Raw genomic sequence first — 25,021 nt, 5'->3', positions numbered from 1 at the left:
GGCCGGTGGCGGTGCGGGGGGGGTGGTCAGGGGGTCTGGTGCTCCAGCGGGCGCTGCGCCGACTTGGAGGCCTCCCTCTCGTCCGCGGCAGGGGACAGCGCGACGAACGCCGAGGTCAGGAAGAGGTAGGAGCCGAGCCCCACGGCCAGCGGGAAGATGAACTGCATCGCCGTGGCCCCGGCGAGTTCCGCCGTGGAGGGGGCCACCCGCACGCTCACCGCCATCATCCCGGTGTAGTGCATGCTGCTCACGGCGCCGCCCATGACGAGGGAGGCGACCGCGACGGCGCCCGGTGACCTGATGTTGAGGGCGGCCCACAGCGCGGCGGTCGCCGCGACGACGGCGATCACCACGGAGAGGGCGACCAGCATCGGGTCGTAGCTGACCTTCCCGTGCAGGCGCAGGGCCGCCATCCCCAGGTAGTGCATGCTGGCCACGCCGACGCCCGTGGTGAGGCCGCCCAGGGCCAGCGCACGCCCGCGCTCGTGGTGATGGCCCACGGCGAAGACGCCGACACCGACGACGGTCACCGCGACGACCAGGCTGAGGATGGTCAGCGGGACGTTGTAGCGGATCTCGGTGCCGGTGACGGTGAACCCGAGCATCGCCACGAAGTGCATGGTCCAGATGCCGGTGCCGATGGCGGAGGCGGCGGTGAGCAGCCAGTTGCGCCGTGCGCTCCCCGTGGTGTTCAGGGCGCGTACGGTGCAGCGCAGTCCGAGCGCGGCGCCGATGCAGGCCATCGCGTACGACAGCACGGGGGTAAGCCAGCCGAAGGCGGCGTGGTCCAGGTGTCCCATGGGTCAGGGACGGTATGCCGGTGGGGGCGTACAGCAGGGGCGCAGTTCGAAAGGTTTTGGAATACGGAGGAGATGCGGTTCGGAACGGTCGCCGGAGAGTCGAACATGCGCACCGCACGTGCATGCGATGTCTTCGACGAAGAACGGGACCTTTCGATCCCGTGTCCCCCACTCGTGTCACGGGACGCGCCTGGGCGCCGCTGTCAGTGCGCTGCGCAATCATGGAGCGCATGAGCGATGACGCCACACGTGTGCAGGAGTTCTTCGCGGCCAGAGCCGCCGACTGGGACACCCGTTTCCCCGACGACGGCCCGGCCTACGCGTCCGCGGTGGCCGCGTTGGGGCTGCGTCCCGCTGCCCGTGTGCTCGACGCCGGGTGCGGCACGGGGCGGGCGCTGGCGCCGCTGCGGGCGGCCGTAGGACCTTCCGGGGTGGTCCTGGGCGCCGACCTGACGGCGGCCATGCTGGAGCGGGCCGTACGGGCGGGCAGGGACACCGAGGGGCGGTTGCTGCTCACGGACGTGGCCAGACTGCCGCTGCGCGCGGGCGTGCTGGACGCGGTGTTCGGCGCCGGGCTCATCTCGCACTTGCCGCAACCGTCCGAGAATCTGCGCGAGTTGGCGCGCGTGGTGCGCCCCGGCGGACTGCTCGCGCTCTTCCACCCGATCGGCCGGGCCGCCCTCGCCGCCCGCCACGGCCGCGCACTCACCCCGGACGACCTGCGCGCCGAGCCCAACCTGCGCCCACTGCTCGCCGCCGCAGGCTGGCGCATGACCTCGTACGCCGACGAGGACGACCGCTTCCTGGCCCTCGCGGTACGGGAGGATGACTGAGCCGCGCCGACAACGCCGGCAGACGGCCGCCTGGAACCGGGTCCCACTGACCCCCGCCGCACGGGATCCGCTGTGTGGTCGGGTCTGTCACCATGGCCGGGACTCCGTGACAGACGTCGGGGGTTACGGGTAGGGGGACGGTGGCGTCCATGATCGATCGGGTCCGTAAGGCGTGGAGGGCGTGGCGCGAGGACGGTGGCACGCCGGGCAGGAAGGAGCGGGCGCACAATCTGTTCGAGGCGGCCGCTACCTATGTGGTGGCCGGTGTCGAGGACGATCAGGAGCGGGCCGACGAGGCGGCGGGCTGGGTCGAGCCGAGTGCGCTGGCCTTCGGGGTCAATGAGCTCGCCTGCCGGGCCGTCATCGCCCTCGCGCGGGAACGCGACGAGCCGCCACGAACCGTCGCCCGCGCCCTTCTTGGGCTGCCGGCCGGCTGACCAGCGCCCGCGAGGCACACATGGCGGGCACGGGATGTCGACAGTTTGTTCACGGGAGGGGCGCAGAGGCTGGGTTGCTGTCGATTTTCCTGGTCATCGAGCATGGACCCCCCTGTACGACGGCATCGAGCACTGGCTAAGGTCTCGCCGGTGGAACGAAGTTCAGGGGAGGCTGGCGTGGCCGGAGTGGACGAAGCGGCGGTCGAAGGCGACGACGCGCTGTACGTGCTGACGGCGGTGTTGCTGACGCCTGCGAAGTTCCCGAGCGTGCTCGGTGACGACTACCCGGAGGCCTGCGGGGCCCTGGGGCTCGCGCCGGTGGCCGAGGGATACGGCCTGGTGCTCGGCCAGGACGGTACGGGCGCCCGCTGGACCGTCGTGGTCGACGACGTGTCGCTCGTCGCCGTCGCCATCGCGTCGTGGGACTGCGGCATGGAGTACGAGCTCTCGCCCGACGAGGACAGCATGGTCGCCGCGCTGCCGGGCTGGCCGCTCGCGCTCGCCGTGTCCGCCCCGGGCGTCCCCGCGCCGCACGATCCCGAGCCCGACCCCGAGTACGACGACACCCCGCCGCTGACGCCGCCCGACACAGAGACGTGGGGCCCGGCCCAACGGCGCCTGGGAGCCGACGAGATAGCGCTCCAGTGGGCCGTGTGGCGGGAGCAGCTCGACGACTCCCAGTTCGCCACGGAGGAGGACGCCGAGGCGCCTCAGGAGGGCGAGCCGAGCGGCACGCGGACGGGCATCCGGCGGGTCCTCTCGGAGGTGCGCGGGTACGTGGACGCGCCGCCGCCCCTGGGCCGCGTGCGCTCCTCGTTCGCCTCCGGCGACGCCCGGACGCTGCGCGCCGACGGGCCCGGCTGGTCGATGGTCGCGCGGACCGACGACATCGCCTTCGTGCTCCTCGACGACGAGCCGGGTGAAGTGCTGCCGGTCGGCCGTGGCCGGGAACTGCCGAGCCTGCTCGAAGCGCTCGACAAGATGGCCGTACGCCCTACGTGAACCGCCGGAGCCGCACGGGACGTTCGCGCCCCGCGCGGCTGCGACCGTCACGATGTCCCCTCAGCGCCCCAGCTCCTTGCGCGAGACACGGCGCAGCCTGCGCCGCTGCGAGGGGTCGAGCATCAGGTACGCGGCGGCGGGCGCGCCCAGCACGATGAGCAGGGCCGCCCACCAGGGCAGCCAGATCAGCAGGATGATGCCGGCCGCCACACCTCCCGCGGCGATCTTCGCGTTCTTCGACATGTGTGGCCTCCTTCGGGGCGGCCCGCCCTCGCCTGAGTGGAGCGGACCCGCCTCTGCTGTGAGAAACGGGCCCACGTCGCCCGCAGTTCCGTCCGGTAACCCTGAGACATCCCTGATTCCGCGCCCCCGCCCACGGCCGGGCGGCCGTCAGATGTCGACCCGCAGCGGCTCCCCCACTTCATACATGTGGCGCAGCGCCTGGCGGTAGGAGTCGACAAGCCCTGTCTCCACGAAGGGGATGCCGAGTTCGCGGCAGTGCGCCTTCACCATGGGCTGGGCGAGGCGCAGGTGGGGGCGGGGCATGCTCGGGAACAGGTGGTGCTCGATCTGGTAGTTGAGGCCGCCGAGGAACCAGTCGGTCGGCGCGCTGCCCTTGATGTTGCGCGAGGTGAGGACCTGGCGGCGAAGATGGCCCCACTTGTCGCCGTCCGGGTCCGGCATCTCCATGCCCTTGTGGTTGGGTGCGAAGGCCATGCCCAAGTGCAGCCCGAACAGGGCCTGGTGGAGCGCCGCGAAGACGAGCGCGTGGCCGAGCGGCATGGTGGTGAGGAGCAACGTGACGTAGCCGGCGACGTGTGCGACCAGGAGCGCGCCTTCCACGAGGCGTTCGCGGCCGCTCTGGCGGCGCAGGTCCTGGAATCCGTAGATCTTCAGGGCGAGGCCCTCGAGAAGGGTGAGCGGGAAGAAGAGCCAGGCCTGGTGTCGGGTGAGCCAGCCGCGGAACCCCGCGCGCGTGGCGGCCTGTTTGCCGGTGAAGACGAGTACGTCGGCGGCGACGTCCGGGTCCTTCTCGATGTGGTTCGGGTTGGCGTGGTGCCGGTTGTGCTTGTCGTTCCACCAGGAGTAGCTCATGCCGAGCAGCAGATTGCCGTGGACCAGGCCGATCAGCCGGCTCACCGAGCGGTTCCCGGTGATCTGGGCGTGGCCCGCGTCGTGTCCGATGAAGGCGGTGCGCGCGCACAGTGCCGCGAGGACCGGCGCGAGGGCGAGCACCCACCACGAGCCGCCGAGAAGGGCCATGCCCGTGACGACGGCGCCGAGACACAGGGCGTTGACCAGAATGGTGCGCACGTACCAGCCGGTGCGCCGCTTCAGCAGCCCCTGCCCCTTGATGGCGCGCAGCAATGGCGTGAACTCGCTTCCCCCTTCGGGGGAGGCCGGCCCGGTGATGGGTTCCGGCAGGGTTCCGACGGCCGAGGGCATGGCGGTCTCCGGTCTGTGGTGGGTGAGGTCGATGCGGCGGGCTACGCGTCGCCCGACCCCCGGAAATCTATGGATCACGGACCCTCGCCGACCATGGCGCCACCACCCGAGTACCGCCTGGGTTCACCCCACCGCGACAGGGGGGTAAGCCCCACCCTTAAGGGTCAGGTGATGCAGATCACGATATATGGAGGCGCGTCCGGCTGATCGGGAGGTGTACCCTCGGCGCCTCCAGGGTGAGTAGTCAAGTTTGATGAATACGAGGACGTCGCCATCTCCGAGCACACCCACACCGCTCCGCCCACCCCCTCCGAAACCACCGAACTCGCGCGCTGCGGCGTCGTGTTCACCCCCGCCGACCCGGCCCGCACGTCGACCGTGGCCTTCTGGCGGCCCGAAGGCGGCGAGCCGCCGCTGCCGGACGCGGGCACCCGCACCGAGCTGCGCCTCGCGCTGCCCGGCGAGGACGCCGTGGAGCCGGTGACCGTACCGGCCGTCACCCTGCCCGTGCGCGCCGCACTGCCGGTGCTCACCCGCGCGCGTACCACCGCGGACGCCGACCCGACGGCTGCCTTCTGGGGCACGGCCGGCCTCCTGGCGCTCCAACTCGTCGCCCGGGGGCTGCTGTTGCCGGGGGTGAGCGCCGAGGGCCACGACGCGTGGCGCGCGGGGCCGCTGGGGGCAGGCGACCTCGACCGGGTCAGGGAGCTGGCCGCCGCGATGCCGCCCGAGGCGCACGCCGTGCCGCTGGACGGGGCCGAGGCGCCGCGCCTGCACGCCCCGGAGCGGCTGCTGCGCGCGTTCCTGGACGCGGTGGCCGACGCCCTGCCACGCTCCCCCGCCGCCGCGCACGCCGCCGGTGGACCCGCGTTCGCCGCGCGGGAGCCGCAGCGGGTGCCCGAGCTGCGCCCCTGGGCGGGCGATGTCGCGGCGGGGCTCGACGCGGGCGTGCGGATCTCGCTGCGCGTGGAGGTCCCCGGACTCGAACAGCTCACGGACGACGAGCCCCGCTCCCCGTTCCGCGCGGTGCTCCAACTGCACAGCGTCAGCGACCCCACCCTCGTCGCGGACGCGGCACAGGTGTGGGCCGGGGGCGGAGCCTCGGCACGGGCCTTCGGCGACCGTGCCCGCATGGACGCGTTGCTGGCGCTGCGCCGCGCCACGCGCGCGTGGACACCGCTCGCGCCGCTGCTCTCCGCGACCGTGCCGGACGCCGTCGAACTGGCCGACGAGGAGGTCACGGAGCTGCTCGGCGAGGGCGCGCGGGCGCTGTCCGCGGCCGGCGTCGAGGTGCACTGGCCCAAGGAGCTGGCCCGCAAGCTGACGGCCCGTGCGGTGATCGGCCCGGCCGAGGCGCCCGACGGGCTCGCCTCCGACGGCCCGTCCTTCCTGTCGGCCGACGCCCTGCTGGCGTTCGACTGGCGGTTCGCCCTCGGCGACCAGGAGTTGAGCCGCGCCGAGCTGGACGTGCTCGCCGAGGCGAACCGTCCCGTCGTACGGCTGCGCGACCAGTGGGTGCTGATCGACCCCGCGGAGGCCCGCCGCGCCCGCTCGCACCAGGATCGCAAGGTCACACCGGTCGACGCGCTCAGCGCCGTTCTCACGGGCTCGACGGAGGTCGAGGGCCGCCGGGTCGACGTGCGGCCGACGGGCTGGCTCACGGCCCTTCGGGACCGCCTCGCGGACCCCGAGGGCATGACGCCGGTCGGCCAACCGGCAGCGCTCGACGCCGAATTGCGCGACTACCAGCTGCGCGGGCTCAACTGGCTCGCCCACATGACCTCGCTGGGCCTCGGCGCCTGCCTCGCCGACGACATGGGCCTCGGCAAGACGATCACGCTGATCGCGCTGCACCTGCACCGCCAGAGCTCCCCCGAGAGCGCGGGTCCGACGCTCGTGGTCTGCCCGACGTCCCTGATGGGCAACTGGCAGCGCGAGATCGAGAAGTTCGCGCCCGGCACCCCCGTACGCCGCTTCCACGGCGGGCGCCGCTCCCTGGAGGACCTCGCCGACGGCGAGTTCGTGCTCACCACCTACGGCACGATGCGCCTCGACGCCGCCCAACTCGGCGCCGCGCCCTGGGGGATGCTCGTCGCCGACGAGGCGCAGCACGTGAAGAACCCCTACTCGGCGACGGCCAAGGAGCTGCGCACCATCGGCGCACGCGCGCGCGTGGCGCTCACCGGCACCCCGGTCGAGAACAACCTCTCCGAGCTGTGGGCGCTGCTCGACTGGACGACGCCCGGCCTGCTGGGCCGCCTCGGCACCTTCCGTACGCGCTACGCCCAGGCGATCGAGGGCGGCAAGGACCCGGCGGCCGCGGAGCGTCTGGCCAAGCTCGTGGGGCCCTTCCTGTTGCGCCGGCGCAAGTCGGATCCCGGCATCGCCCCGGAACTGCCGCCCAAGACCGAGACGGATCGCGCGGTGTCCCTCACCGCCGAACAGGCGGGCCTGTACGAGGCCGTGGTGCGGGAGACGCTCGCGGAGATCTCCGGGGCGGCGGGATTCGAGCGGCGCGGTCTGATCGTCAAGCTCCTCACCGGCCTCAAGCAGATCTGCAACCACCCGGCGCAGTACCTCAAGGAGGACAAGCCGCGCATCACCGGCCGCTCCGGGAAGCTGGAGCTCCTCGACGAGCTCCTGGACACGATCCTGGCCGAGGACGCCGGCGTGCTGGTCTTCACGCAGTACGTGCAGATGGCCCGCCTCGTGGAGCGACATCTGGCGGCCCGCGGCGTGCCGGTGATGTTCCTCCACGGAGGCACCCCGGTCGCGGAGCGCGAGGCCATGGTGCGGCGCTTCCAGGAGGGCGAAGTACCCGTGTTCCTGCTCTCGTTGAAGGCCGCGGGCACGGGCCTCAACCTCACGCGCGCGGAGCACGTCGTGCACTACGACCGCTGGTGGAACCCGGCCGTGGAGGCGCAGGCCACCGACCGCGCGTACCGCATCGGACAGACCAGGCCGGTGCAGGTGCACCGGTTGATCGCCGAGGGCACGATCGAGGACCGGATCGCGGAAATGCTGCTCCGTAAGCAGGAGTTGGCGGACGCGGTGCTCGGTTCCGGTGAGGCGGCGCTGACCGAACTCACCGACGCGGAACTGGCGGACCTGGTCGAGCTGCGAGGGGGCACCCGATGAGCCACATGGAAGGCGACATGCGCACGTTCGCGGCGCTGCCGCCCGCGCGCGGGCGGGCCTTCGCCCAGACCTGGTGGGGGCAGGCCTGGTTGAAGGCCCTGGAGGACACCGCGCTGGACACCGCGCAACTGAAGGCGGGGCGTCGGCTCGCGCGCGCGGGAGCGGTGGGCGCGGTGTCGGTCCGGCCGGGGCGCATCACCGCGGTGGTGGAGGACCGCGGCGGCGCCACGCACCGCTCGGACGTGCTGCTGCAGTGCCTTGACGAGGACGAGTGGGACGGCTTCCTGACGATGGCGGCCGAGCGGGCCGGGCACATCGCGGCGCTCCTGGACCGCGACATGCCGCCGCACCTCGTGGAGGACGCCTCGGCCTCGGGTGTGGAACTCCTGCCGGGGATCGGCGACTTGGAGCCGCGCTGCGACTGCGACGCCTGGGACCACTGCGCGCACACGGCGGCGCTGAGCTATCAGCTCGCCCGTCTGCTGGATCAGGATCCGTTCGTGCTGCTCCTGCTGCGTGGGCGCAGCGAGCGCGCGCTGCTGGACGAGCTTCAGGTGCGCAGCACCGTACGCACCGAGTCGGAAGCGCCGCACGAGGAGCAGGAGGCCGAGGGCGTGGACGCGGCCGAGGCGTACGCGTCGGCGATCGTGCTGCCGCCGCTGCCGGGTCCGCCGCCGCTGCCCGACGAGCCCGGCCTGCCGCCGTCGCTCGACACGGAGACGGCGCCGCCCGCGGGCACGGACGTCGACGCGCTCGGCTTCCTCGGCGCGCAGGCGGCGACCGAGGCGCACCGGCTGCTCGCGGAGGCGCTGTCCCCCGGGCACGAACAGCGCCCTGTCCCACCGGAATTGACCGTGCCGCAGGATGCCGTACGCCTGGCCTCCGCGTCCCCCGTGCCGCACATCCGGGCACGGCTCGCCGAGGTCGGTGGCCGCGGCCGGGAGGGCCTGACGCTCGCCGTGCACGCCTGGGGGTACGGAGGCGCCGCCGCGCTCGACGTACTGGACGAGGACCGGTCCCCGGACGCGGAGGGCCTGGTACGCGCGCGTGCCGCGCTCGACGGGGCCTGGGACGACGACGAGCGCCCCGTCCTCAAGGCCGCCCGCGGCCGCTGGAGCACCGCCGACGGGCAGGCCCAACTGCGGCTCGGCCGGGACGGTCGCTGGTGGCCGTACCGCAAGCAGCGCGGCCGCTGGGCGCCTGCCGGGCCCTCGGCGTCCGACCCCGCCTCCGCGCTGGCCGGAGCGCTCGGCTCCGCCGACGAGGACGGGTAGGCGGGGTCCCGCCGGGCCGGGTCAGGGGACCCGCTAGCGGATCGGCATGCCCGAGAGGGTGCGGGCGATGACCAGGCGCTGGATCTCGCTCGTACCCTCGAAGATCGTGTAGATCGCGGCGTCGCGGTGCATGCGCTCCACGGGGTACTCGCGGGTGAAGCCGTTGCCGCCGAGGATCTGCACCGCCTGGGCGCTGACCTTCTTGGCGGTCTCGCTCGCGAACAGCTTGGACATGGAGCCCTCGGCGTTCTCGAACTTCTTGCCCGTGGACGCCATCCAGGAGGCACGCCACACCAGGAGGCGCGCGGCGTCGATCTGGGTGCGCATGTCGGCGAGTTGGAAGGCAACGCCCTGGTTGTCGATGATCGGGCGGCCGAACTGCTCGCGCGTCTTCGCGTACTCCAGCGCCTCCTCGTAGGCGGCGCGGGCCGTGCCGACCGCCATGGCGCCCACGGCGGGACGCGAGGCCTCGAAGGTGGCCATCGCGGCGTTCTTCACGCGCTCGCCGCCCTTCTTGGCCTTCTCCCGCGAGCGGGCGAGGCGCTCGTCGAGCTTGTCCTTGCCGCCGAGCAGGCAGGAGCCGGGCACCCGGACGTTCTCCAGGACGACCTCGGCGGTGTGCGAGGCGCGGATGCCGTGCTTCTTGAACTTCTGCCCCTGGGACAGGCCGGGGGTGTTCGGCGGCACGATGAAGGAGGCGTGCCCCTTGGAGCCGAGCTCCGCGTCCACGGAGGCGACGACCACGTGGACATTGGCGATGCCGCCGTTCGTCGCCCACGTCTTGGTGCCGTTCAGGACCCACTCGTCCTTGGCCTCGTCGTAGACGGCACGCGTGCGCATGGCGGCGACATCGGAGCCGGCGTCCGGCTCGGAGGAGCAGAAGGCGGCCACCTTCACGTCGTTCGCGTCGCCGTACATCTGCGGGATCCAGGTGCCGATCTGCTCCTCGGTGCCGTTGGCGAGGACGCCGACCGCGGCGAGGCCCGTGCCGACGATGGACAGGCCGATGCCCGCGTCGCCCCAGAACAGCTCCTCCATGGCCATCGGGATGCCGAGGCCCGAGGGGTCGAAGAACTGCTGCGCGTAGAAGTCCAGGGAGTAGATTCCGAGCTTGGCCGCTTCCTGGATGACCGGCCAGGGGGTCTCCTCGCGCTCGTCCCACTCGGCGGCCGCGGGGCGGATCACATCGGCGGCGAAGCCGTGCAACCAGTCACGGACTTCCTTCTGCTCGTCGCTGAGATCCATGGTGAACTCGGCCATAACCCCTCCAGGGCGCACGCAATACTGTGTTACTTAAGGTAACCCGAGTCTGTTACTGGCGAGTAGCCCCTGTCAACCTCCGAGTGCGCGTTCGATACCGGATGGCCGCCGGGTGTTACCTTTCGGCGTGCGTCAGGCAATCGCACGGGGGTGGGGAGAGTTCATGGAGACCACACAGCGGAACGATCAGCGCGCGGACCAACAGTCCGCCGCCGAGCGTCGGCGGCGCGAGCTGCTGGAGGCCGCGGACCGGGTGGTGCTCCGGGACGGCCCCGGCGCCTCGATGAACGCCATCGCGGCCGAGGCCGGGATCACCAAGCCGATCCTGTACCGGCACTTCGGCGACAAGGGCGGCCTCTACGCCGCGCTCGCCATGCGCCACACGGACGCGCTGCTCGCTTCGCTGCGGGCCGCCCTGGACGCGCCCGCGGAGCGGCGCGAGCGCGTGGAGGCGACGCTCGACACCTACTTGGCGGCGATCGAGGCCCGTCCCCAGGTCTACCGCTTCCTGATGCATCCGTCGGAGGGCGCCTCCGCAGAATCCGGGTTCGACATCGGACGGCACTCTGCGCCGCTGCTGCGCCGGATGGGCGAGGAGCTGGCCGAGGTCATCGAGGAGCGCGTGGACCTCGGCCCCGGCAGCCAGCAACTCGCGCGCGTGTGGGGCCACGGGATCGTCGGCATGATGCACGCCGCCGGCGACTGGTGGCTCGGTGACCGCCCGTGCGAGCGCGCCGAGTTGGTGCGGGGACTCGCCGACCTGCTGTGGGGGCGGCTCGCCGCGGCGGGCGACAAGGTAGGCGGCCCCGGCTTCTGACCGGGCCTCAGGAAGGCACGGAACCCGACGCCCACGACGCCTTCGCCGCCTGACGCAGCACCTTCCTGCGCCGCCACCCGGTGACCCGCTCCGTGTACGTACGCCCCTCCAAGTGGTCGCACTCGTGCTGGAGGCAGCGGGCGAACCAGCCCGTGCCGTGGATCACCACGGGTTCGCCGCCGAGGTCGTACCCCTCCACGCGCGCGTGGTCGAAGCGGGGCGTGCCCGCCTCGAGGCCGGGGAGCGACAGGCAGCCCTCGGGGCCGCGGATCACGTCGCCGTCGGCCTCGACCAGGCGCGGGTTCACGACGTGGCCGACATGGCGCACATCGTCGTCATCCTCACAGTCGAAGACGAAGACCCGAAGACCCTCGCCGACCTGGTTCGCGGCGAGGCCCACGCCCTGCGCCGCGTACATCGTGGCGAACATGTCCTCGACCAGGCGCGCGAGGGCCGGGCCGAAGTCCGTTACCTGCGCGCAGGGTTGGTGCAGCACGGTTTCACCGAGCAGGGTCAGGGGTCGTACGCGCCCTGAGGCGCCCGGGATCGAGCCGTGTCGCATGCCGGTAAGGGTACGGTCCTGTGCGCACCACGAAGTGCTGGTGGTGCCACTGTTCGGGCTTGTCAGAGGATCTCGATAGGCTGAGCCCATAAACGATGCCGGGGGCAGGCGCGGCGCCGTACGCAAGGAGGACCCAGGAAGATGGCAGGCAACTCGGAGCCGATGACTCCGCGCGCCAAGCTGGCCGTGACGGCCGGCCGGGCCGCGGCCGCGGTGTCGCGGGCGGCGGGCCGCGGCAGCGGATCAGTGATCGGCGGCAAGGTCGCGCTGCGGCTCGACCCCGAGCTGCTCGCGCGGGTCGCCCAGCACCTGGACGTGGTGCTCGTCTCGGCCACGAACGGCAAGACGACGACCACGCGACTGCTCGCGGAGGCCCTGCGCGCCAGCGGCCCCGTCGTGTCGAACGCGCTGGGGGCGAACATGCCCGCGGGCATCACGTCCGCCCTGGCCGGCGGCGGCGAGGCCAAGTACGGCGTGATCGAGGTCGACGAGAAGTACCTGGCCGGCGTCGCCCGCGACACCGACCCGAAGGCGATCGCGCTGCTCAACCTCTCGCGCGACCAGCTGGACCGCGCCGGTGAGACCCGCATGCTCGCCGAGAAGTGGCGCGAGGGCCTGTCCGGTTCGAAGGCCATCGTGATCGCGAACGCGGACGACCCGCTGATCGTCTGGGCCGCCTCCTCCTCGCCGAACGTGGTGTGGGTCGCCGCGGGCCAGGAGTGGAAGGACGACGCCTGGTCCTGCCCGGCGTGCGGCGGCGTGATGCAGCGCCCCGGCGACGACTGGTTCTGCGGCGAGTGCGGCTTCCGCCGCCCGCTCGCGAGCTGGGCGCTCCAGGGCGACCACGTCATCGACCCGCACGGCTCCGCGTGGCCGATCAACCTCCAGCTGCCGGGCCGCGCCAACAAGGCGAACGCGGCGACGTCCGCGGCCGTGGCCGCCTGCTTCGGGGTGCCCCCGCAGGTCGCCCTGGAGCGCATGTACCAGGTGCAGGCCGTGGCGGGCCGCTACGACGTCGTGCAGTTCCAGGAGCGCGACCTGCGGCTGCTGCTCGCCAAGAACCCGGCGGGCTGGCTCGAAACGTTCACTCTGATCGACCCGCCGCCGACCCCGGTGATCCTCTCGGTGAACGCGCGGGGCGCCGACGGCACCGACACCTCCTGGCTGTGGGACGTCGACTACACGCGCCTGGCCGGGCACCCGATCTGCGTGATCGGCGACCGCCGGCTCGACCTCGCGGTCCGGCTCGAGGTCGCGGGCCTGGACTTCCGGGTCTGCGAAACGCTCGACGAGGCGGTGCAGATGTCGCCCCCGGGACGGATCGAACTGATCGCCAACTACACCGCGTTCCAGGACGTCCGCCGCCGCGTGGGCAACTGACGAGCCCCACACAGAGCGCGAACAGCGAAGGATCATGAGCATGAGTGACAACAGCCTGCGTCTCGTGTGGGTCTACCCCGACCTCCTGAGCACCTACGGCGACCAGGGCAACGCTCTGGTGGTCGAGCGCCGCGCCCAGCAGCGCCGCCTCCAGGTCGAGCGCTACGACGTGCGCAGCGACCAGGCGGTGCCGACCTCCGGCGACATCTACCTCATCGGTGGCGGCGAGGACCGTCCGCAGCGCCTCGCCGCGGAGCGGCTGCGCCGCGACGGCGGCCTGCAGCGCGCGGTGGCCAACGGCGCGATCGTCTTCTCCGTGTGCGCCGGGTACCAGATCCTCGGCCACGAGTTCGTGAACGACCTCGGTGAGCGCGAGCCCGGTCTCGGCCTGCTCGACGTCGTCTCGACGCGCGGCGAGGGCGAGCGCTGCGTCGGTGACGTACTGGGCGACATCGACCCGTCGTTGGGCCTGCCGGAGCTGACCGGCTTCGAGAACCACCAGGGCGTCACGCACCTCGGCCCCACGGCGCGGGCCTTCGCCCGGACCCGGATGGGCAAGGGCAACGGCACGGGGGACGGCACCGAAGGCGCCTTCAACGACACCGTTTTCGGCACGTACATGCACGGGCCCGTGCTCGCGCGCAATCCGCAGATCGCCGACCTGCTGATCAAGCTGGCGCTCGATGTGAACGCGCTGCCGCCGGTGAACGACCACTGGTACGAGGAGCTTCGCAACGAGCGGATCACGGCGGCCACGACGCAGCCCGCCTGACCCTCTCGGGGCCCTCCGCCAGGGCCCTTTAGGGCACCCTCGCGCCCATGTGAGCAGGCCAGTCCACCAGTCGGACGCCACGTGCGGACGGGCCCCCGGCCGCCGATAAGGTACGGGGGTCAAGGCGGACGACGCAGTCCGGCCATCGGCCCACGTTTGCAAAGGTAATCCGGGCTTATGCGTATTGGTGTCCTCACCTCAGGCGGCGACTGCCCCGGTCTGAACGCCGTGATCCGTTCGGTCGTGCACCGTGCCGTCGTCGACCACGGCGACGAGGTCATCGGCTTCCACGACGGGTGGAAGGGCCTGCTCGAGTGCGACTACCGCAAGCTGGACCTCGACGCGGTGGGCGGCATCCTCGCCCGCGGCGGCACCATCCTCGGCTCCTCCCGCGTACAGCCCGCGCATCTGCGCGACGGCATCGAGCGGGCCAAGGAGCACGTCGCCGACCTCGGTCTCGACGCGATCATCCCGATCGGCGGCGAGGGCACCCTGAAGGCGGCCCGCCTCCTCTCGGACAACGGCCTCCCGATCGTCGGCGTACCGAAGACGATCGACAACGACATCGCCGTCACCGACGTGACGTTCGGCTTCGACACGGCCGTCGGTGTCGCCACCGAGGCGCTCGACCGCCTCAAGACCACCGCCGAGTCGCACCAGCGCGTGCTGATCGTCGAGGTCATGGGCCGGCACACCGGCTGGATCGCGCTGCACTCCGGCATGGCCGCGGGCGCGCACGCCGTCGTCGTGCCGGAGCGCCCCTTCGACATCGACGAGCTGACCAAGAAGGTCGGCGAGCGGTTCGAGGCCGGCAAGAAGTTCGCCATCGTGGTCGTCGCCGAGGGTGCCAAGCCCCGGGCCGGTTCGATGGAGTACGACGAGGGCGGCAAGGACGTCTACGGCCACGAGCGCTTCGCGGGCATCGCCCGCCAGCTCTCCATCGAGCTGGAGCAGCGCCTCGGCAAGGAGGCGCGCCCCGTGATCCTCGGCCATGTGCAGCGCGGCGGCACCCCCACCGCGTACGACCGCGTGCTCGCGACGCGGTTCGGCTGGCACGCCGTGGAGGCCGTGCACCGCGGCGAGTTCGGCAAGATGACCGCGCTGCGTGGCACCGACATCCTGATGGTGCCGCTGGCCGAGGCCGTGGAGACGCTGAAGACGGTGCCGGACGAGCGGTACGCCGAAGCCGAGTGCGTGCTCTGATCCACACCCGCTGATCGGCACCCACTGATCCACACCCGCTCCAGGACACACGGAACTGCCCCCGGCCGAAACACCGGCCGGGGGCAGTTCTACTCTGGGTGCGCACAATCCGTACGAAACGAGCAACAGGAGCCGGCGGATGGATCACAGCGGGCACGGCATGAACATGGATCTGCCGCCGTTCACGCTGGGGCGTGGCCTTGAATGGTCGGCCGACCCCTTCTTCCTCGTCGGGTGCCTGCTGGCGCTCGCCCTCTACGGATGGGGCGTGGTGCGCCTGGCGCGGCGCGGTGACGCGTGGCCGGTGTCCCGGTCGATCGCGTTCGTCGTGGGCGTGCTCACCATCGGTCTGGTGATGTGCACGAAGCTCAACGACTACGGCATGGTCATGTTCAGCGTGCACATGGTGCAGCACATGGTCATCAGCATGCTGTCGCCGATCCTGCTGCTGATGGGCGCCCCGATCACGCTCGCGCTGCGGGCGCTGCCGGTGTCCGCGAAGCGCGGCAGCAAGGGGCCGCGCGAGCTGCTCCTCGCGCTGCTGCACAGCCGCTACATGCGGATCATCACGCACGCGGCCTTCACGATCCCGCTGTTCATCGCGAGCCTGTACGCGCTCTACTTCACGCCGCTCTTCGACTTCCTCATGGGGTCCAAGGTCGGCCACCTCGCGATGATGGTGCACTTCCTCGCCGTCGGCCTGGTGTTCTTCTGGCCGATCATGGGCGTGGACCCTGGACCGCACCGGCCCGGCTATGTGATGCGGATGCTGGAGCTGTTCGCGGGCATGCCGTTCCACGCCTTCTTCGGGATCGCGCTGATGATGGCGTCGACGACGATGGTCGGCACGTTCGAGAACCCGCCGGCCTCGCTGGGCATCGATCCGCTCGCCGACCAGACGGCGGCGGGCGGCATCGCCTGGGCGTTCAGTGAGGTGCCTTCGGTGCTGGTGCTGCTGGCCCTGCTCTTCCAGTGGAAGAAGTCGGAGGACCGGCAGGCGCGCCGCAAGGACCGGGCCGCGGACCGGGACGGCGACAAGGAGCTGGCGGCGTACAACGCCTACCTGGCCTCCCTCAACGCGCGCGGCCAGTAAGGGCCAGTAAGCGCCACCCCGCGCGCGGCAGTAGCGCCACTACCCCGTTACAGGTGAATATGGCCTCCTGGTCGCGGCTCGGACTTTTGTCCGGGCTGCTGGGAGGAGGGTGTGATGCCCGGTTCCACGAAGACGATGGGTGCGTTCACCGTGGGCGGCCTGGTGGCCGTGACCGCCTACACGGTGGCGCTCGGCAGCAACGGGTGGCTGTGGTTCGGCTGGGTGGTGCTCGGCCTGCTCACGGTGGCGATGGTGGCCTCACGCAGCAACTGACGGCCGGCACCTTGGGGGGTCAGAAGCGGAAGACGTGGCCCGTCGACGCGTTCATCTCGCAGGCGTTGCCGAAGGTCTTGTGCCAGGTGATCGCCTTGCCGCGGTACGTGCCGGTGGCCGCGACCGTGACCGGGTCGTACTGCTTGGTGCAGATCTGCTGTTCGACCGGCAGCGCGTCCAGGTCGCCGCCCACCGCGTCGAGGGCGGCACAGGCCTCGGCGGCGTACGGGTGGTGGCCCGAGGGCTTGGGAGCGCAGTTCAGGAGGACACCCCGGACCCAGGTGTTCTCGGCGCCGGAGACCGTCAGGAACAGGCCCCGCGGCTGCTCGGATCCGGCGGGTCCGGTGGGCCCACCGGTCGCGGCGTGGGCGGCCGGGGCGGCCGCGGCCAGGGACAGGAACGCGGCCGCGGCTACGTAGAGGGAACGCATACGGAAGACCTCCGGTGCTGGGACGTCGGACTGCGACGTCAGGGGGACGTCGGCGTGGTGGGACGTCAGGGTGGGAACAGAGCACCCGCCGGGGCCGCCACCGCCAAGCGGACGCGCCGTGCGGGTCCCGGACAGGGCCCGATCGGGCTCTCGCGCCGACGCTGCCGATTGGTTACTGTGCGCAAGCACGCGGCGGTACAAGCGGCAGTACAAGCGGTCCAAGTGGTTCGTGGGGGAAGGCGATCGGGATGTTCTACCGGCTGCTCAAGTACGTGATCCTCGGGCCGCTGCTGCGGCTGCTCTTCCGGCCCCGGATCGAGGGCCTCGAGCACATACCGGAGTCCGGCGCCGCGATCGTCGCGGGCAATCATCTGTCGTTCTCCGACCACTTCCTGATGCCCGCGATCATCAAGCGGCGGATCACGTTCCTGGCGAAGGCCGAGTACTTCACGGGCCCCGGCATCAGGGGCCGGCTCACCGCCGCGTTCTTCCGCAGCGCGGGCCAGATCCCGGTCGACCGCTCGGGCAAGGAGGCCGGGCAGGCGGCGATCCGCGAGGGGCTCGGGGTGCTGCGCCGCGGGGAGCTGCTCGGCATCTACCCGGAGGGCACGCGCTCGCACGACGGGCGCCTGTACAAGGGCAAGGTCGGCGTCGCCGCGATGGCGCTCAAGGCGGGGGCGCCGGTGGTCCCGTGCGCGATGATCGGCACGTTCGAGGCGCAGCCGCCGGGCCAGAAGATCCCGAAGATGCACCGGGTGACGATCCGGTTCGGCGAGCCGCTCGACTTCTCGCGCTACGACGGAATGGACGGCGAGAAGGCCATCCTGCGTGCGGTCACCGACGAGATCATGTACGCGATCCTGGAGCTGTCCGGGCAGGAGTACGTCGACAAGTACGCGGCCCTGGTGAAGGCGGAGGCCGAGGAGGAGAAGGCCCGGAAGTTCCCGCGGCTGCCGCTGAGTTGAGCTCCCCCGGCCCCCGTGGTGCCGCTGAGTTGAGCTCCCCGGGCCCCCGCGGTGCCGCTGGAGTTGGTCTCCCTCCAGGTTCCGCGCTCTGCGCTGAGCAGATTCCGGGGTCCGGGTGGACCCCACCGACGTACGGTCCGGTCATGAAGAAGGCATTGGTGATCGGTGCGGCAGGGCAGATCGGGCGGCCCACGGTGCGGGCGCTCGCGGCCGACGGCTGGGAGGTGACGGCGGCCTCGCGCGGTGGCGGGCGGGACGCGGGCTGGCCGGGGGACGTGCGGGCGGTGCCGCTCGACCGGGAGGACGGGGACGCCGTCGCGGCGCTCGTCGGGGACGGGGTCGACCTCGTCGTGGACCTCATCGCCTTCACGCCGGCCCACGCACAGCAGCTCGCGGGGCTCGCCGACCGGATCGGCTCGGCGGTCGTGGCCTCCAGCGCGGCGGTGTACGAGGACGAGCAGGGGCGCGGCTTCCACACACAGGGCGAGCCGGACGGCTGGCCGCACTACCCGGTGCCGATCCCGGAGACGCTGCGGACGGCGTCACCCGGCGAGGGATCCAGGGCGCGCAAGGTGCGGATCGAGCAGGACCTGCTGGCTCTCGGCGACCGGCTGCCGACGACCGTGCTGCGGCCGTCCGCCGTGCACGGCCCGTACTGCCGCACGCCGCGGGAGCTGTACTTCGTCAAGCGGAACCTCGACGGCCGACGTACGCGCGTGCTCGCGTACAACGGCGGGAGCCGCTTCCATCCGGCGAGCGTCCGGAACCTGGCGGAGCTGGTGCGGCTCGCGGCGGCGCGGCCGGGGTCCCGGGTGCTGAACGCGGCGGACCCCGACCGTCCCTCGGTCGCCGAGATCGGCGCGATGATCGACGAGGTGATGGGCGTGGAGACCGAGACGGTGTTCGTCGACGGCCCTCCCCCGGCGCCGAACGTCGGGGACAGCCCGTGGTCGGTGCCGTTCCCGCTGATCCTCGACATGTCGGCCGCCGAGCGGGAGCTCGGGTACAAGCCGGTGACGACGTACGCCGACGCGCTCCCGGAGACGGTCGAGTGGCTGGCCGCGCGGCTGCGGGAGCGGGACTGGGAGACCGGTTTCCCGAAGATGGTGGCGTCGTACACGACCGGCATCTTCGACTACGCGGCCGAGGACGCCTGGCTGGCGTCCTCGACCGCGTAGACCTACTGAGGCCGCGTAGACCTACTGAACGGCTACGACTACGGCTTGGGCGTGGCGTGCGGCGCGCACGTCACGTCCTTCTTGTCGGTCTTGCCGGTGAGCAGGTAGCTGTCGACCCGGTCGTTGACGCAGGGGTTGGGCAGACCGGTGACGCCATGCGAACCGGCTTCCTTCTCGGTGATCAGGCGGGAGCCCTTGAAGCGCTTGTGCAGCACGACGGCGCCCTCGTACGGGGTGGCGGCGTCGCGCTCGGACTGCACGATCAGGACCGACGGCAGACCCTTGCCGGTCTTCACGTCGAGCGGGGTCTGCTGCTTGGTCTTCCAGGTGGCGCAGGGCAGGTTCATCCACGCGTTGGACCACGTCATGAACGGGTACTTCTTGTGGAGCTCGGTGTTGTCCTTGTCCCACTTGGACCAGCTGGTGGGCCACTTGGCGTCGGCGCACTCGACGGCGGTGTAGACCGCGTTGCTGTTCTCGGACGCGGCGTTGCCCGCGGTGTCCGACATGTCGGGGGCGATGGCGTCGACCAGTGCCTGGGTGTCACCGGCGACGTACTTGCTCCAGGTCTGGGCGACCGGCACCCACGAGGAGTCGTAGTACGGGGCGCTCTGGAAGAAGCCGATCAGCTCGGCCGGGCCGACGACCCCGCCGATGGGGCTCTTCTTCGCGGCGGCGCGCAGGGTCTCCCACTGCTTCTGCACCGCGGCGCGCGTGGTGCCGAGGTGGAAGGTCGCGTCGTTCTTGGCGACCCAGTCCTGCCAGTCCTTCCAGCGGCCCTCGAAGGCGATGTCCTGGTTCAGGTTCGCCTCGTACCAGATGTTGCTCTTCGCCGGGTTGACGACGCTGTCGACGATCATGCGGCGGACGTGGCCCGGGAAGAGCGTGCCGTAGACGGCGCCCAGGTAGGTGCCGTAGGAGACGCCGAGGTAGTTGAGCTTCTTGTCGCCGAGGGCGGCACGGATGACGTCGAGGTCGCGCGCGGTGTTCGGCGTCGTCATCTGCGGCAGCATCTCGCCGCTCTTCTCGTAACAGCCGTCCGCGTACTCCTTGGCGAGCTTGCGCTGGCCGAGCTTGTCCGCCTCGCTGTCGGGGACCGGGTCGGCCTTGGGCGCCTTGACGAACTCCTGCGGGTCGATGCAGGAGATCGGCGCGGAGTGGCCGACGCCGCGCGGGTCGAAGCCGACGAAGTCGTAGGCCTTCGCCATCTTGGCGTAGATCGGGTTCTTGGTGGTCACCCGCGTCGGGAAGCGCATGCCGGAGCCGCCGGGGCCGCCCGGGTTGTAGACGAGGGAGCCCTGGCGCTCGCCCTTGGTGCCGGTGTTGCCGATGCGGTCGACGGCGAGCTTGATCTGCTTGCCGTTCGGCTTCGCGTAGTCGAGCGGCACGGTGACCCAGCCGCACTGGATGGGCTTGGCGATGCCCCAGTCCGCGGGGCAGTCCTTCCAGTCGACGCCGGCCTTCGCGGCCTTGGCGGCGGCGAGGGCCGCGCCGCGCGCCTGGAGGCCGGCGGTGCTGCTGCCGGACCTGGGTGCGTCGGCCTGCGCGGCGGGGGCGGAGACCGCGCCCGCTATCAGCGCCGCGGCGGCGAACGCGCCCGCGGAGCCGATCACCGCCTTCCGGCTGCCGCGCGCTGTCTGTCTGGTCCGTCTCAAGTGAGGCCTCCCGCACATCGATTCGATCCGTACGTCGATCGTGTTGCTGATCGGTACGCGGATCCTGACGCGTGCGGGGTCTCCGGCAACAGGGACAGCGGGCGTTCTTTACCAATCCGATAAACGGTATAACCCGCCCGATGAGCGGATCAGCCCAGTCGGCCCAGCACTTCGTCGAGCGTGCGGCGCAGCCGCAGGGCGTCCGGCGCGACCGCCGTGACCAGCACGGCGGGGCCCGCGAGCGGCGTGAGGGCGGCCGTTCCGGCCTCGTCGAGAAGGGCGGCGGACGGCTTCTCCGTCTCGAACTCCGGGCGTACGACGACCAGTTGACCGAGGGCCCGATGACCGGCGAGGACGGCGGGACCGTCCCAGCCGCCGGGCGCGCCCGGGCCGCAGGCCAGCTCCTGGTCGAGCAGCGGACGCCCGGCCCGGTACACGGTCAGCCGGCTCGTGAGCCGACCCGGCTCCTCCGCCACGCGCCCGAGCACCTGCTCCTCGCGCAGCACGAGCCGCGCACCGGGCGCGAGATCGGCGCGCGTGTTCACCCGCAGATCGCTCCCACCCGCCGAGATCAACTGCTCCGGGAGCCAGTCGAGACGGGCCCCGTCGGCGACGTCGAGCCGTACGTCGTAACGGGCCTCGCCCTTGTTCTGCCCCGGCAGGGCGATGGTCGCGGCGATGGAGCCCACGTACAGGTGCGCCCCCTCCTCGGCGCGCGCCTCCACGGTGAGGTGGTCGCCGCCGAGCGGGCCGCTCATGGCGCCGACGAGCATCACCCGGGACTCCGCGGGGGTCGCGCCGCGCGTGCGGCGCAGCGCGAACGAGCCCTCGCCCTCCATGACGGGCAGCGCGGTCGCGCCCCGCCCGTCGCCGCGCGCGACGATCCGGGCGGTGGACCGGACTCCGGCGCTCACGCGGTCCACGCGGCGAGCTGCGCCCGCACCCAGGCCGCGACGTCACCGACGCCGACCTCGGAGCGCAGGGACTGCAGCACGACGGGAAGTTCGGCCCGCGCCTCCTTGGCGTCGGCCTCCATCCGGGCGAGGTCGGAGCCGACGTGCGGGGCGAGGTCGGTCTTGTTGATGACGAGCAGGTCGGCGGTGGTGACGCCGGGGCCGCCCTTGCGCGGGATGTCGTCGCCGCCCGCGACGTCGATCACGAAGATCTGCGCGTCGATGAGCCCCTTCGAGAAGGTGGCGGTGAGGTTGTCGCCGCCGGACTCGATGAGGATCAGGTCGAGCGGGCCGACCTCGTCCTCCAGGTCCTCGACGGCCTCCAGGTTCGCGGAGATGTCGTCACGGATCGCGGTGTGCGGGCAGGCGCCGGTCTCCACGGCGGTGATCCGCTCGGGCGGCAGCACGGCCTCGCGCAGCAGGAAGGCGGCGTCCTCGCGGGTGTAGATGTCGTTCGTGACGACGGCGAGGGAGAGCTCCTCGCGCAGCGCGCGGCACAGCGCGGCGACGGTGGCGGTCTTGCCCGACCCGACGGGCCCACCGAGCCCGATCCGCAGCGCACGCCGCGTACCGTCGGGCCGCTGGGCGTCGGCGGAAACGGCGGAGGCTTCGTCGTGGGTGTGTCCGAGGTGCATAAGAATCACGACTCCAAAGTTGAGGTTTCGCCCTCCCGACCGGCGTCACCACCGGCCGGTTCGGCGATTGAGGACGACTGGCGTCACCACCAGCCCGTCCGGCGATTGAGGACAAGGGGGCCGGGGGCGAAGCCCCCGGGGGTCGGGAACGGGAAGGGGCGGCGGGGGCGACTTCCGCTAGGACGCGAACAGCCTGACGGGCCAGGCCGCATGCGCCTCGGCCCCGATCTCCAAGAGCGGCGCCGACCCGGCGGGCAACGCGCCGACACCCAGGTCGACCGCCCGCCGCGCCGCCTCCACGGCATCCGCGACCACCCGGTCCACCTCGGGCGCGAGCCGCGCCAGAACCCCGGTCGCATCGAACGGGTCGAGGCTCAACAACCGCACCACGGCGGTCGCCGCCCCACTCACCCCTTCGTACGCGGAGCAGTACGCGGCATCCTCCGCACCGAGCCCGGCGGCCCGCGCGGCGAGCCCGAGCACGACCGGCTGATGCGCCCCCTTGGGGAACCGCCGCGCCAGGGCGTCGAGTTCGGGATGCGGCCAGGTGGCACGCGCGGCCCGCATCATCTGCCGCCCGAGCTTGCGGGCGGCGACCCGCAGCGCGGCGGACGGCGTACGCGCGTCGGCGGCCTCGTCGAGCGCGCCGGGGTCGATGCCGAGCGCGGCCGCCGCGGCGAGGGCGGCGGTCACGGCGCCGCTGGTGTACAGGCGGCCCCGGCAGAAGTCCTCCAGGCTCGCCGCCCCGGTGATGCGGCCCGCCTTGACCGCGGCCTCCGCCCCGCCGGAGTGGGCATGCCCTCCGGCGGGGAAGCGGCCGTCGGCCAGGACGAGCAGTGCGGCGCGCGTCATGACGTACGCACCCGGCTCGTAGGCACCCGCATCAGAACAGGAAGTACCGCTGCGCGAGCGGCAGTTCGGCGGCCGGGGCGGGCTCGACGAGCTCACCGTCGATGGTCACGGCGAACGAGTCGGCGGCGACCTCGACGCGCGGCAGGGCGTCGTTGTTGACCATGTCGGACTTGCCGCGCCCGCGCGTGGAGTGGATCGGCACGAACTGCCGCCCGAGCCCGAGCCGCTCCGGCAGCCCGTCCTCGATCGCCCACTCGCTGGTGAAGTTGACCGAGTTGGCCTGCGGCGCCTTGCCGTACGCGCCGTACATCGGGCGCGGCAGGATCGGCTGCGGCGTGGGGATGGACGCGTTGGCGTCGCCCATCTGCGCGTACGCGATCTGTCCGCCCTTGACGACGAGCTGCGGCTTCACGCCGAAGAACTTCGGGTCCCAGAGCACCAGGTCGGCGAGCTTGCCGGACTCCACGGAGCCGACCTCGTGGTCGATGCCCTGGGAAACGGCGGCGTTGATCGTGTACTTGGCGACGTAGCGGCGGGCGCGCGCGTTGTCGGCGCGGGTGTCGCCGGGCAGGAAGCCGCGGCGGCGCTTCATCACGTGCGCGGTCTGCCAGGTCCGCATGATGACCTCGCCCACGCGGCCCATGGCCTGCGAGTCCGAGGACATGATCGAGATGGCGCCGAGGTCGTGCAGGATGTCCTCGGCCGCGATGGTGGTGGGCCGGATGCGGGACTCGGCGAAGGCCAGGTCCTCGGGCACCGCCGGGTTGAGGTGGTGGCAGACCATCAGCATGTCGAGGTGTTCCTCGACGGTGTTGACGGTGTGCGGCCGCGTCGGGTTGGTGGACGACGGCAGCATGTTGGGCAGCGACACCGCGGTGATCATGTCGGGCGCGTGCCCGCCGCCCGCGCCCTCGACGTGGAAGGCGTGCAGCGTGCGCCCGGCGACCGCGTCGAAGGTGTCCTGGACGAAGCCGGCCTCGTTCAACGTGTCGGAGTGGACGGCGAGTTGGACGCCGGACTCCTCGCAGATGTCGAGACAGGCGTCGATCACGGCCGGGGTCGCGCCCCAGTCCTCGTGGATCTTGAAGCCGATGGCGCCGCCGCGCAGCTGGGCGCGCATGGACTCCTTCGACATGGTGTTGCCCTTGCCGAGGAAGCCGATGTTGACGGGGCTGTTCTCCATCGCCGCGAACATCCGGGCGAGGTGCCAGGAGCCGGGCGTGATGGTGGTCGCCTTGGAGCCCTCCGCGGGGCCCGTGCCGCCGCCGACCAGCGTGGTCACACCCGAGGCGAGGGCCTCGTCGAACTGGGTCGGCGAGATGAAGTGGATGTGGGTGTCGATGCCGCCGGCGGTGACGATCTTGCCGTTGCCCGCGATGACTTCGGTGTCAGGGCCGAGGACGAGGTCGGGGTGGACGCCGGACATCGTGTCCGGGTTGCCGGACTTGCCGATCGCCGTGATGCGACCGTCGCGGATGCCGATGTCGGCCTTGACGATGCCCCAGTGGTCGATGATCACGGCGCCGGTGATGACGGTGTCCGGGGTGCCGTCGGCGCGGGTGGCGCGCGACTGGCCCATGGACTCACGGATGACCTTGCCGCCACCGAAGACGGACTCGTCGCCGGAGAGGCCGGGCCCGCCGGAGCGGTCCTCCTCGATCTCGACGAGCAGGTCGGTGTCGGCGAGCCGGATCCGGTCGCCGGTGGTGGGGCCGAACAGATCCGCATAGGCGGCACGGGACAGCTCAGGCATCGAGGGCACCTCCGGTCTCGCCGCGCAGGCCGGTGACGATGCGATTGCCTGCGAGGGCTACGAGTTCGACGTCTACGGGGATGCCGGGCTCGAAGCGAACGGCGGTGCCCGCGGCGATGTTCAGCCGCTTGCCGCGGGCGGCGGCGCGGTCGAAGTCGAGGCCGGGATTGGCCTCGAAGAAGTGGTAGTGGGAACCCACCTGGACGGGGCGGTCGGCGGCATTGAGCACCGTCATACGTATGACGTCGCGGCCCTCGTTGTATGCGACCGGCTCGTCGGCGAAGAGTATTTCTCCGGGAATCATGGCTGC

Annotated in this window: 25 protein-coding genes; 13 read left to right on the top strand and 12 right to left on the bottom strand. The window is 71.8% G+C overall.

The features are described 5' to 3' along the window. Nucleotides 1–26: 26 nt before the first annotated feature. Nucleotides 27–800, bottom strand: coding sequence for an MHYT domain-containing protein (locus ACOKM3_RS34890; protein WP_426905218.1), 774 nt, complete (start codon nucleotides 798–800; stop codon nucleotides 27–29). Nucleotides 801–1,030: 230 nt separating this feature from the next. On the opposite strand from ACOKM3_RS34890, the gene ACOKM3_RS34885 reads away from it, so the two are divergent. The 3 genes from ACOKM3_RS34885 to ACOKM3_RS34875 all read left to right on the top strand — a co-directional run bounded on the left by ACOKM3_RS34885 (nucleotide 1,031) and on the right by ACOKM3_RS34875 (nucleotide 3,072). Next, on the top strand, nucleotides 1,031–1,633 hold the full coding sequence (locus tag ACOKM3_RS34885) for a class I SAM-dependent methyltransferase (protein WP_426905217.1): 603 nt from the start codon (nucleotides 1,031–1,033) through the stop codon (nucleotides 1,631–1,633). A 149-nt stretch (nucleotides 1,634–1,782) separates the two neighbouring features. After that, nucleotides 1,783–2,070: a hypothetical protein gene (locus tag ACOKM3_RS34880; protein WP_426905216.1), complete on the top strand. Its 288-nt coding sequence runs from the start codon at nucleotides 1,783–1,785 to the stop codon at nucleotides 2,068–2,070. 177 nt (nucleotides 2,071–2,247) lie between these two features. Next, nucleotides 2,248–3,072: a hypothetical protein gene (locus ACOKM3_RS34875; RefSeq protein ID WP_426905215.1), complete on the top strand. Its 825-nt coding sequence runs from the start codon at nucleotides 2,248–2,250 to the stop codon at nucleotides 3,070–3,072. A gap of 60 nt (nucleotides 3,073–3,132) precedes the next feature. Here the strand turns inward: ACOKM3_RS34875 and ACOKM3_RS34870 are convergent, their stop codons facing one another. Both ACOKM3_RS34870 and ACOKM3_RS34865 read right to left on the bottom strand, forming a co-directional pair. Next, nucleotides 3,133–3,315 carry a hypothetical protein gene (locus ACOKM3_RS34870; RefSeq protein ID WP_385764163.1) on the bottom strand — a complete coding sequence of 61 codons (183 nt, stop codon included), beginning with the start codon at nucleotides 3,313–3,315 and terminating at the stop codon, nucleotides 3,133–3,135. 147 nt (nucleotides 3,316–3,462) lie between these two features. Then, nucleotides 3,463–4,518, bottom strand: a complete 1,056-nt coding sequence (locus ACOKM3_RS34865) for a fatty acid desaturase family protein (protein WP_426905214.1) — start codon at nucleotides 4,516–4,518, stop codon at nucleotides 3,463–3,465. A 342-nt stretch (nucleotides 4,519–4,860) separates the two neighbouring features. On the opposite strand from ACOKM3_RS34865, the gene ACOKM3_RS34860 reads away from it, so the two are divergent. Together ACOKM3_RS34860 and ACOKM3_RS34855 are read left to right on the top strand one after the other, a co-directional pair. Then, a complete protein-coding gene (locus ACOKM3_RS34860) occupies nucleotides 4,861–7,656 on the top strand; it encodes a DEAD/DEAH box helicase (protein ID WP_426905213.1) in 2,796 nt (931 codons plus the stop codon). Then, nucleotides 7,653–8,930: an SWIM zinc finger family protein gene (locus ACOKM3_RS34855; RefSeq protein WP_426905212.1), complete on the top strand. Its 1,278-nt coding sequence runs from the start codon at nucleotides 7,653–7,655 to the stop codon at nucleotides 8,928–8,930. Before ACOKM3_RS34860 ends, ACOKM3_RS34855 begins: the two co-directional genes overlap by 4 nt. A 33-nt stretch (nucleotides 8,931–8,963) precedes the next feature. Here the strand turns inward: ACOKM3_RS34855 and ACOKM3_RS34850 are convergent, their stop codons facing one another. Then, entirely contained in the window at nucleotides 8,964–10,190 is a 1,227-nt protein-coding gene (locus ACOKM3_RS34850; protein WP_266722349.1) for an acyl-CoA dehydrogenase family protein, read from the bottom strand. A 163-nt stretch (nucleotides 10,191–10,353) separates the two neighbouring features. Here ACOKM3_RS34850 and ACOKM3_RS34845 point away from each other — a divergent pair, with 163 nt between their 5' ends. Next, entirely contained in the window at nucleotides 10,354–11,007 is a 654-nt protein-coding gene (locus tag ACOKM3_RS34845; protein WP_426905211.1) for a TetR family transcriptional regulator, read from the top strand. Nucleotides 11,008–11,014: 7 nt separating this feature from the next. Here the strand turns inward: ACOKM3_RS34845 and def are convergent, their stop codons facing one another. After that, nucleotides 11,015–11,569, bottom strand: coding sequence for a peptide deformylase (def, locus tag ACOKM3_RS34840; protein WP_426905210.1), 555 nt, complete (start codon nucleotides 11,567–11,569; stop codon nucleotides 11,015–11,017). 141 nt (nucleotides 11,570–11,710) lie between these two features. Between def and ACOKM3_RS34835 the strand changes: the two genes are divergently transcribed. From ACOKM3_RS34835 to ACOKM3_RS34815, 5 genes are all read left to right on the top strand, one after another. Further along, the gene (locus tag ACOKM3_RS34835; RefSeq protein WP_426905209.1) at nucleotides 11,711–12,949 is read left to right on the top strand and encodes a Mur ligase family protein; all 1,239 of its coding nucleotides are present in this window, start codon (nucleotides 11,711–11,713) and stop codon (nucleotides 12,947–12,949) included. A 40-nt stretch (nucleotides 12,950–12,989) separates the two neighbouring features. Then, nucleotides 12,990–13,721, top strand: a complete 732-nt coding sequence (locus ACOKM3_RS34830; RefSeq protein ID WP_426905207.1) for a type 1 glutamine amidotransferase — start codon at nucleotides 12,990–12,992, stop codon at nucleotides 13,719–13,721. 177 nt (nucleotides 13,722–13,898) lie between these two features. Continuing rightward, nucleotides 13,899–14,924 (top strand): 6-phosphofructokinase, encoded by a 1,026-nt coding sequence (locus tag ACOKM3_RS34825; RefSeq protein ID WP_266722339.1) that lies wholly within the window; start codon nucleotides 13,899–13,901, stop codon nucleotides 14,922–14,924. A gap of 139 nt (nucleotides 14,925–15,063) precedes the next feature. After that, complete coding sequence (locus ACOKM3_RS34820; protein ID WP_426905206.1) at nucleotides 15,064–16,017, top strand: cytochrome c oxidase assembly protein; 954 nt, start codon at nucleotides 15,064–15,066, stop codon at nucleotides 16,015–16,017. Nucleotides 16,018–16,131: 114 nt separating this feature from the next. Then, nucleotides 16,132–16,290 carry a hypothetical protein gene (locus ACOKM3_RS34815; RefSeq protein ID WP_266722335.1) on the top strand — a complete coding sequence of 53 codons (159 nt, stop codon included), beginning with the start codon at nucleotides 16,132–16,134 and terminating at the stop codon, nucleotides 16,288–16,290. A 19-nt stretch (nucleotides 16,291–16,309) separates the two neighbouring features. On the opposite strand, the gene ACOKM3_RS34810 is transcribed toward ACOKM3_RS34815, so the two are convergent. After that, nucleotides 16,310–16,720 carry an SSI family serine proteinase inhibitor gene (locus tag ACOKM3_RS34810; protein WP_426905205.1) on the bottom strand — a complete coding sequence of 137 codons (411 nt, stop codon included), beginning with the start codon at nucleotides 16,718–16,720 and terminating at the stop codon, nucleotides 16,310–16,312. 248 nt (nucleotides 16,721–16,968) lie between these two features. Between ACOKM3_RS34810 and ACOKM3_RS34805 the strand changes: the two genes are divergently transcribed. Together ACOKM3_RS34805 and ACOKM3_RS34800 are read left to right on the top strand one after the other, a co-directional pair. Then, nucleotides 16,969–17,685, top strand: coding sequence for a lysophospholipid acyltransferase family protein (locus tag ACOKM3_RS34805; protein ID WP_426905204.1), 717 nt, complete (start codon nucleotides 16,969–16,971; stop codon nucleotides 17,683–17,685). Nucleotides 17,686–17,828: 143 nt separating this feature from the next. Then, the gene (locus tag ACOKM3_RS34800) at nucleotides 17,829–18,863 is read left to right on the top strand and encodes an NAD-dependent epimerase/dehydratase family protein (protein ID WP_426905203.1); all 1,035 of its coding nucleotides are present in this window, start codon (nucleotides 17,829–17,831) and stop codon (nucleotides 18,861–18,863) included. Nucleotides 18,864–18,901: 38 nt separating this feature from the next. Here the strand turns inward: ACOKM3_RS34800 and ACOKM3_RS34795 are convergent, their stop codons facing one another. The 6 genes from ACOKM3_RS34795 to ACOKM3_RS34770 all read right to left on the bottom strand — a co-directional run bounded on the left by ACOKM3_RS34795 (nucleotide 18,902) and on the right by ACOKM3_RS34770 (nucleotide 25,015). Beyond that, complete coding sequence (locus tag ACOKM3_RS34795) at nucleotides 18,902–20,536, bottom strand: alpha/beta hydrolase (protein WP_426905202.1); 1,635 nt, start codon at nucleotides 20,534–20,536, stop codon at nucleotides 18,902–18,904. A gap of 131 nt (nucleotides 20,537–20,667) precedes the next feature. Beyond that, entirely contained in the window at nucleotides 20,668–21,432 is a 765-nt protein-coding gene (locus ACOKM3_RS34790) for an urease accessory protein UreD (RefSeq protein ID WP_426905201.1), read from the bottom strand. After that, nucleotides 21,429–22,106 (bottom strand): urease accessory protein UreG, encoded by a 678-nt coding sequence (gene ureG, locus ACOKM3_RS34785; RefSeq protein ID WP_327664530.1) that lies wholly within the window; start codon nucleotides 22,104–22,106, stop codon nucleotides 21,429–21,431. Before ureG ends, ACOKM3_RS34790 begins: the two co-directional genes overlap by 4 nt. A 177-nt stretch (nucleotides 22,107–22,283) precedes the next feature. After that, nucleotides 22,284–22,958: an urease accessory protein UreF gene (locus tag ACOKM3_RS34780; protein ID WP_426905200.1), complete on the bottom strand. Its 675-nt coding sequence runs from the start codon at nucleotides 22,956–22,958 to the stop codon at nucleotides 22,284–22,286. A gap of 31 nt (nucleotides 22,959–22,989) precedes the next feature. After that, nucleotides 22,990–24,711 (bottom strand): urease subunit alpha, encoded by a 1,722-nt coding sequence (locus ACOKM3_RS34775; RefSeq protein ID WP_426905199.1) that lies wholly within the window; start codon nucleotides 24,709–24,711, stop codon nucleotides 22,990–22,992. Next, entirely contained in the window at nucleotides 24,704–25,015 is a 312-nt protein-coding gene (locus ACOKM3_RS34770) for an urease subunit beta (protein WP_426905198.1), read from the bottom strand. Before ACOKM3_RS34770 ends, ACOKM3_RS34775 begins: the two co-directional genes overlap by 8 nt. Nucleotides 25,016–25,021 lie beyond the last annotated feature (6 nt).

The sequence above is a fragment of the Streptomyces nidicola genome (assembly GCF_050106155.1).
Classification (GTDB): Bacteria; Actinomycetota; Actinomycetes; order Streptomycetales; family Streptomycetaceae; genus Streptomyces.
The sequence above is the reverse complement of the archived record's forward strand: the minus strand, read 5'-3'. Positions and strand labels throughout refer to the sequence as shown.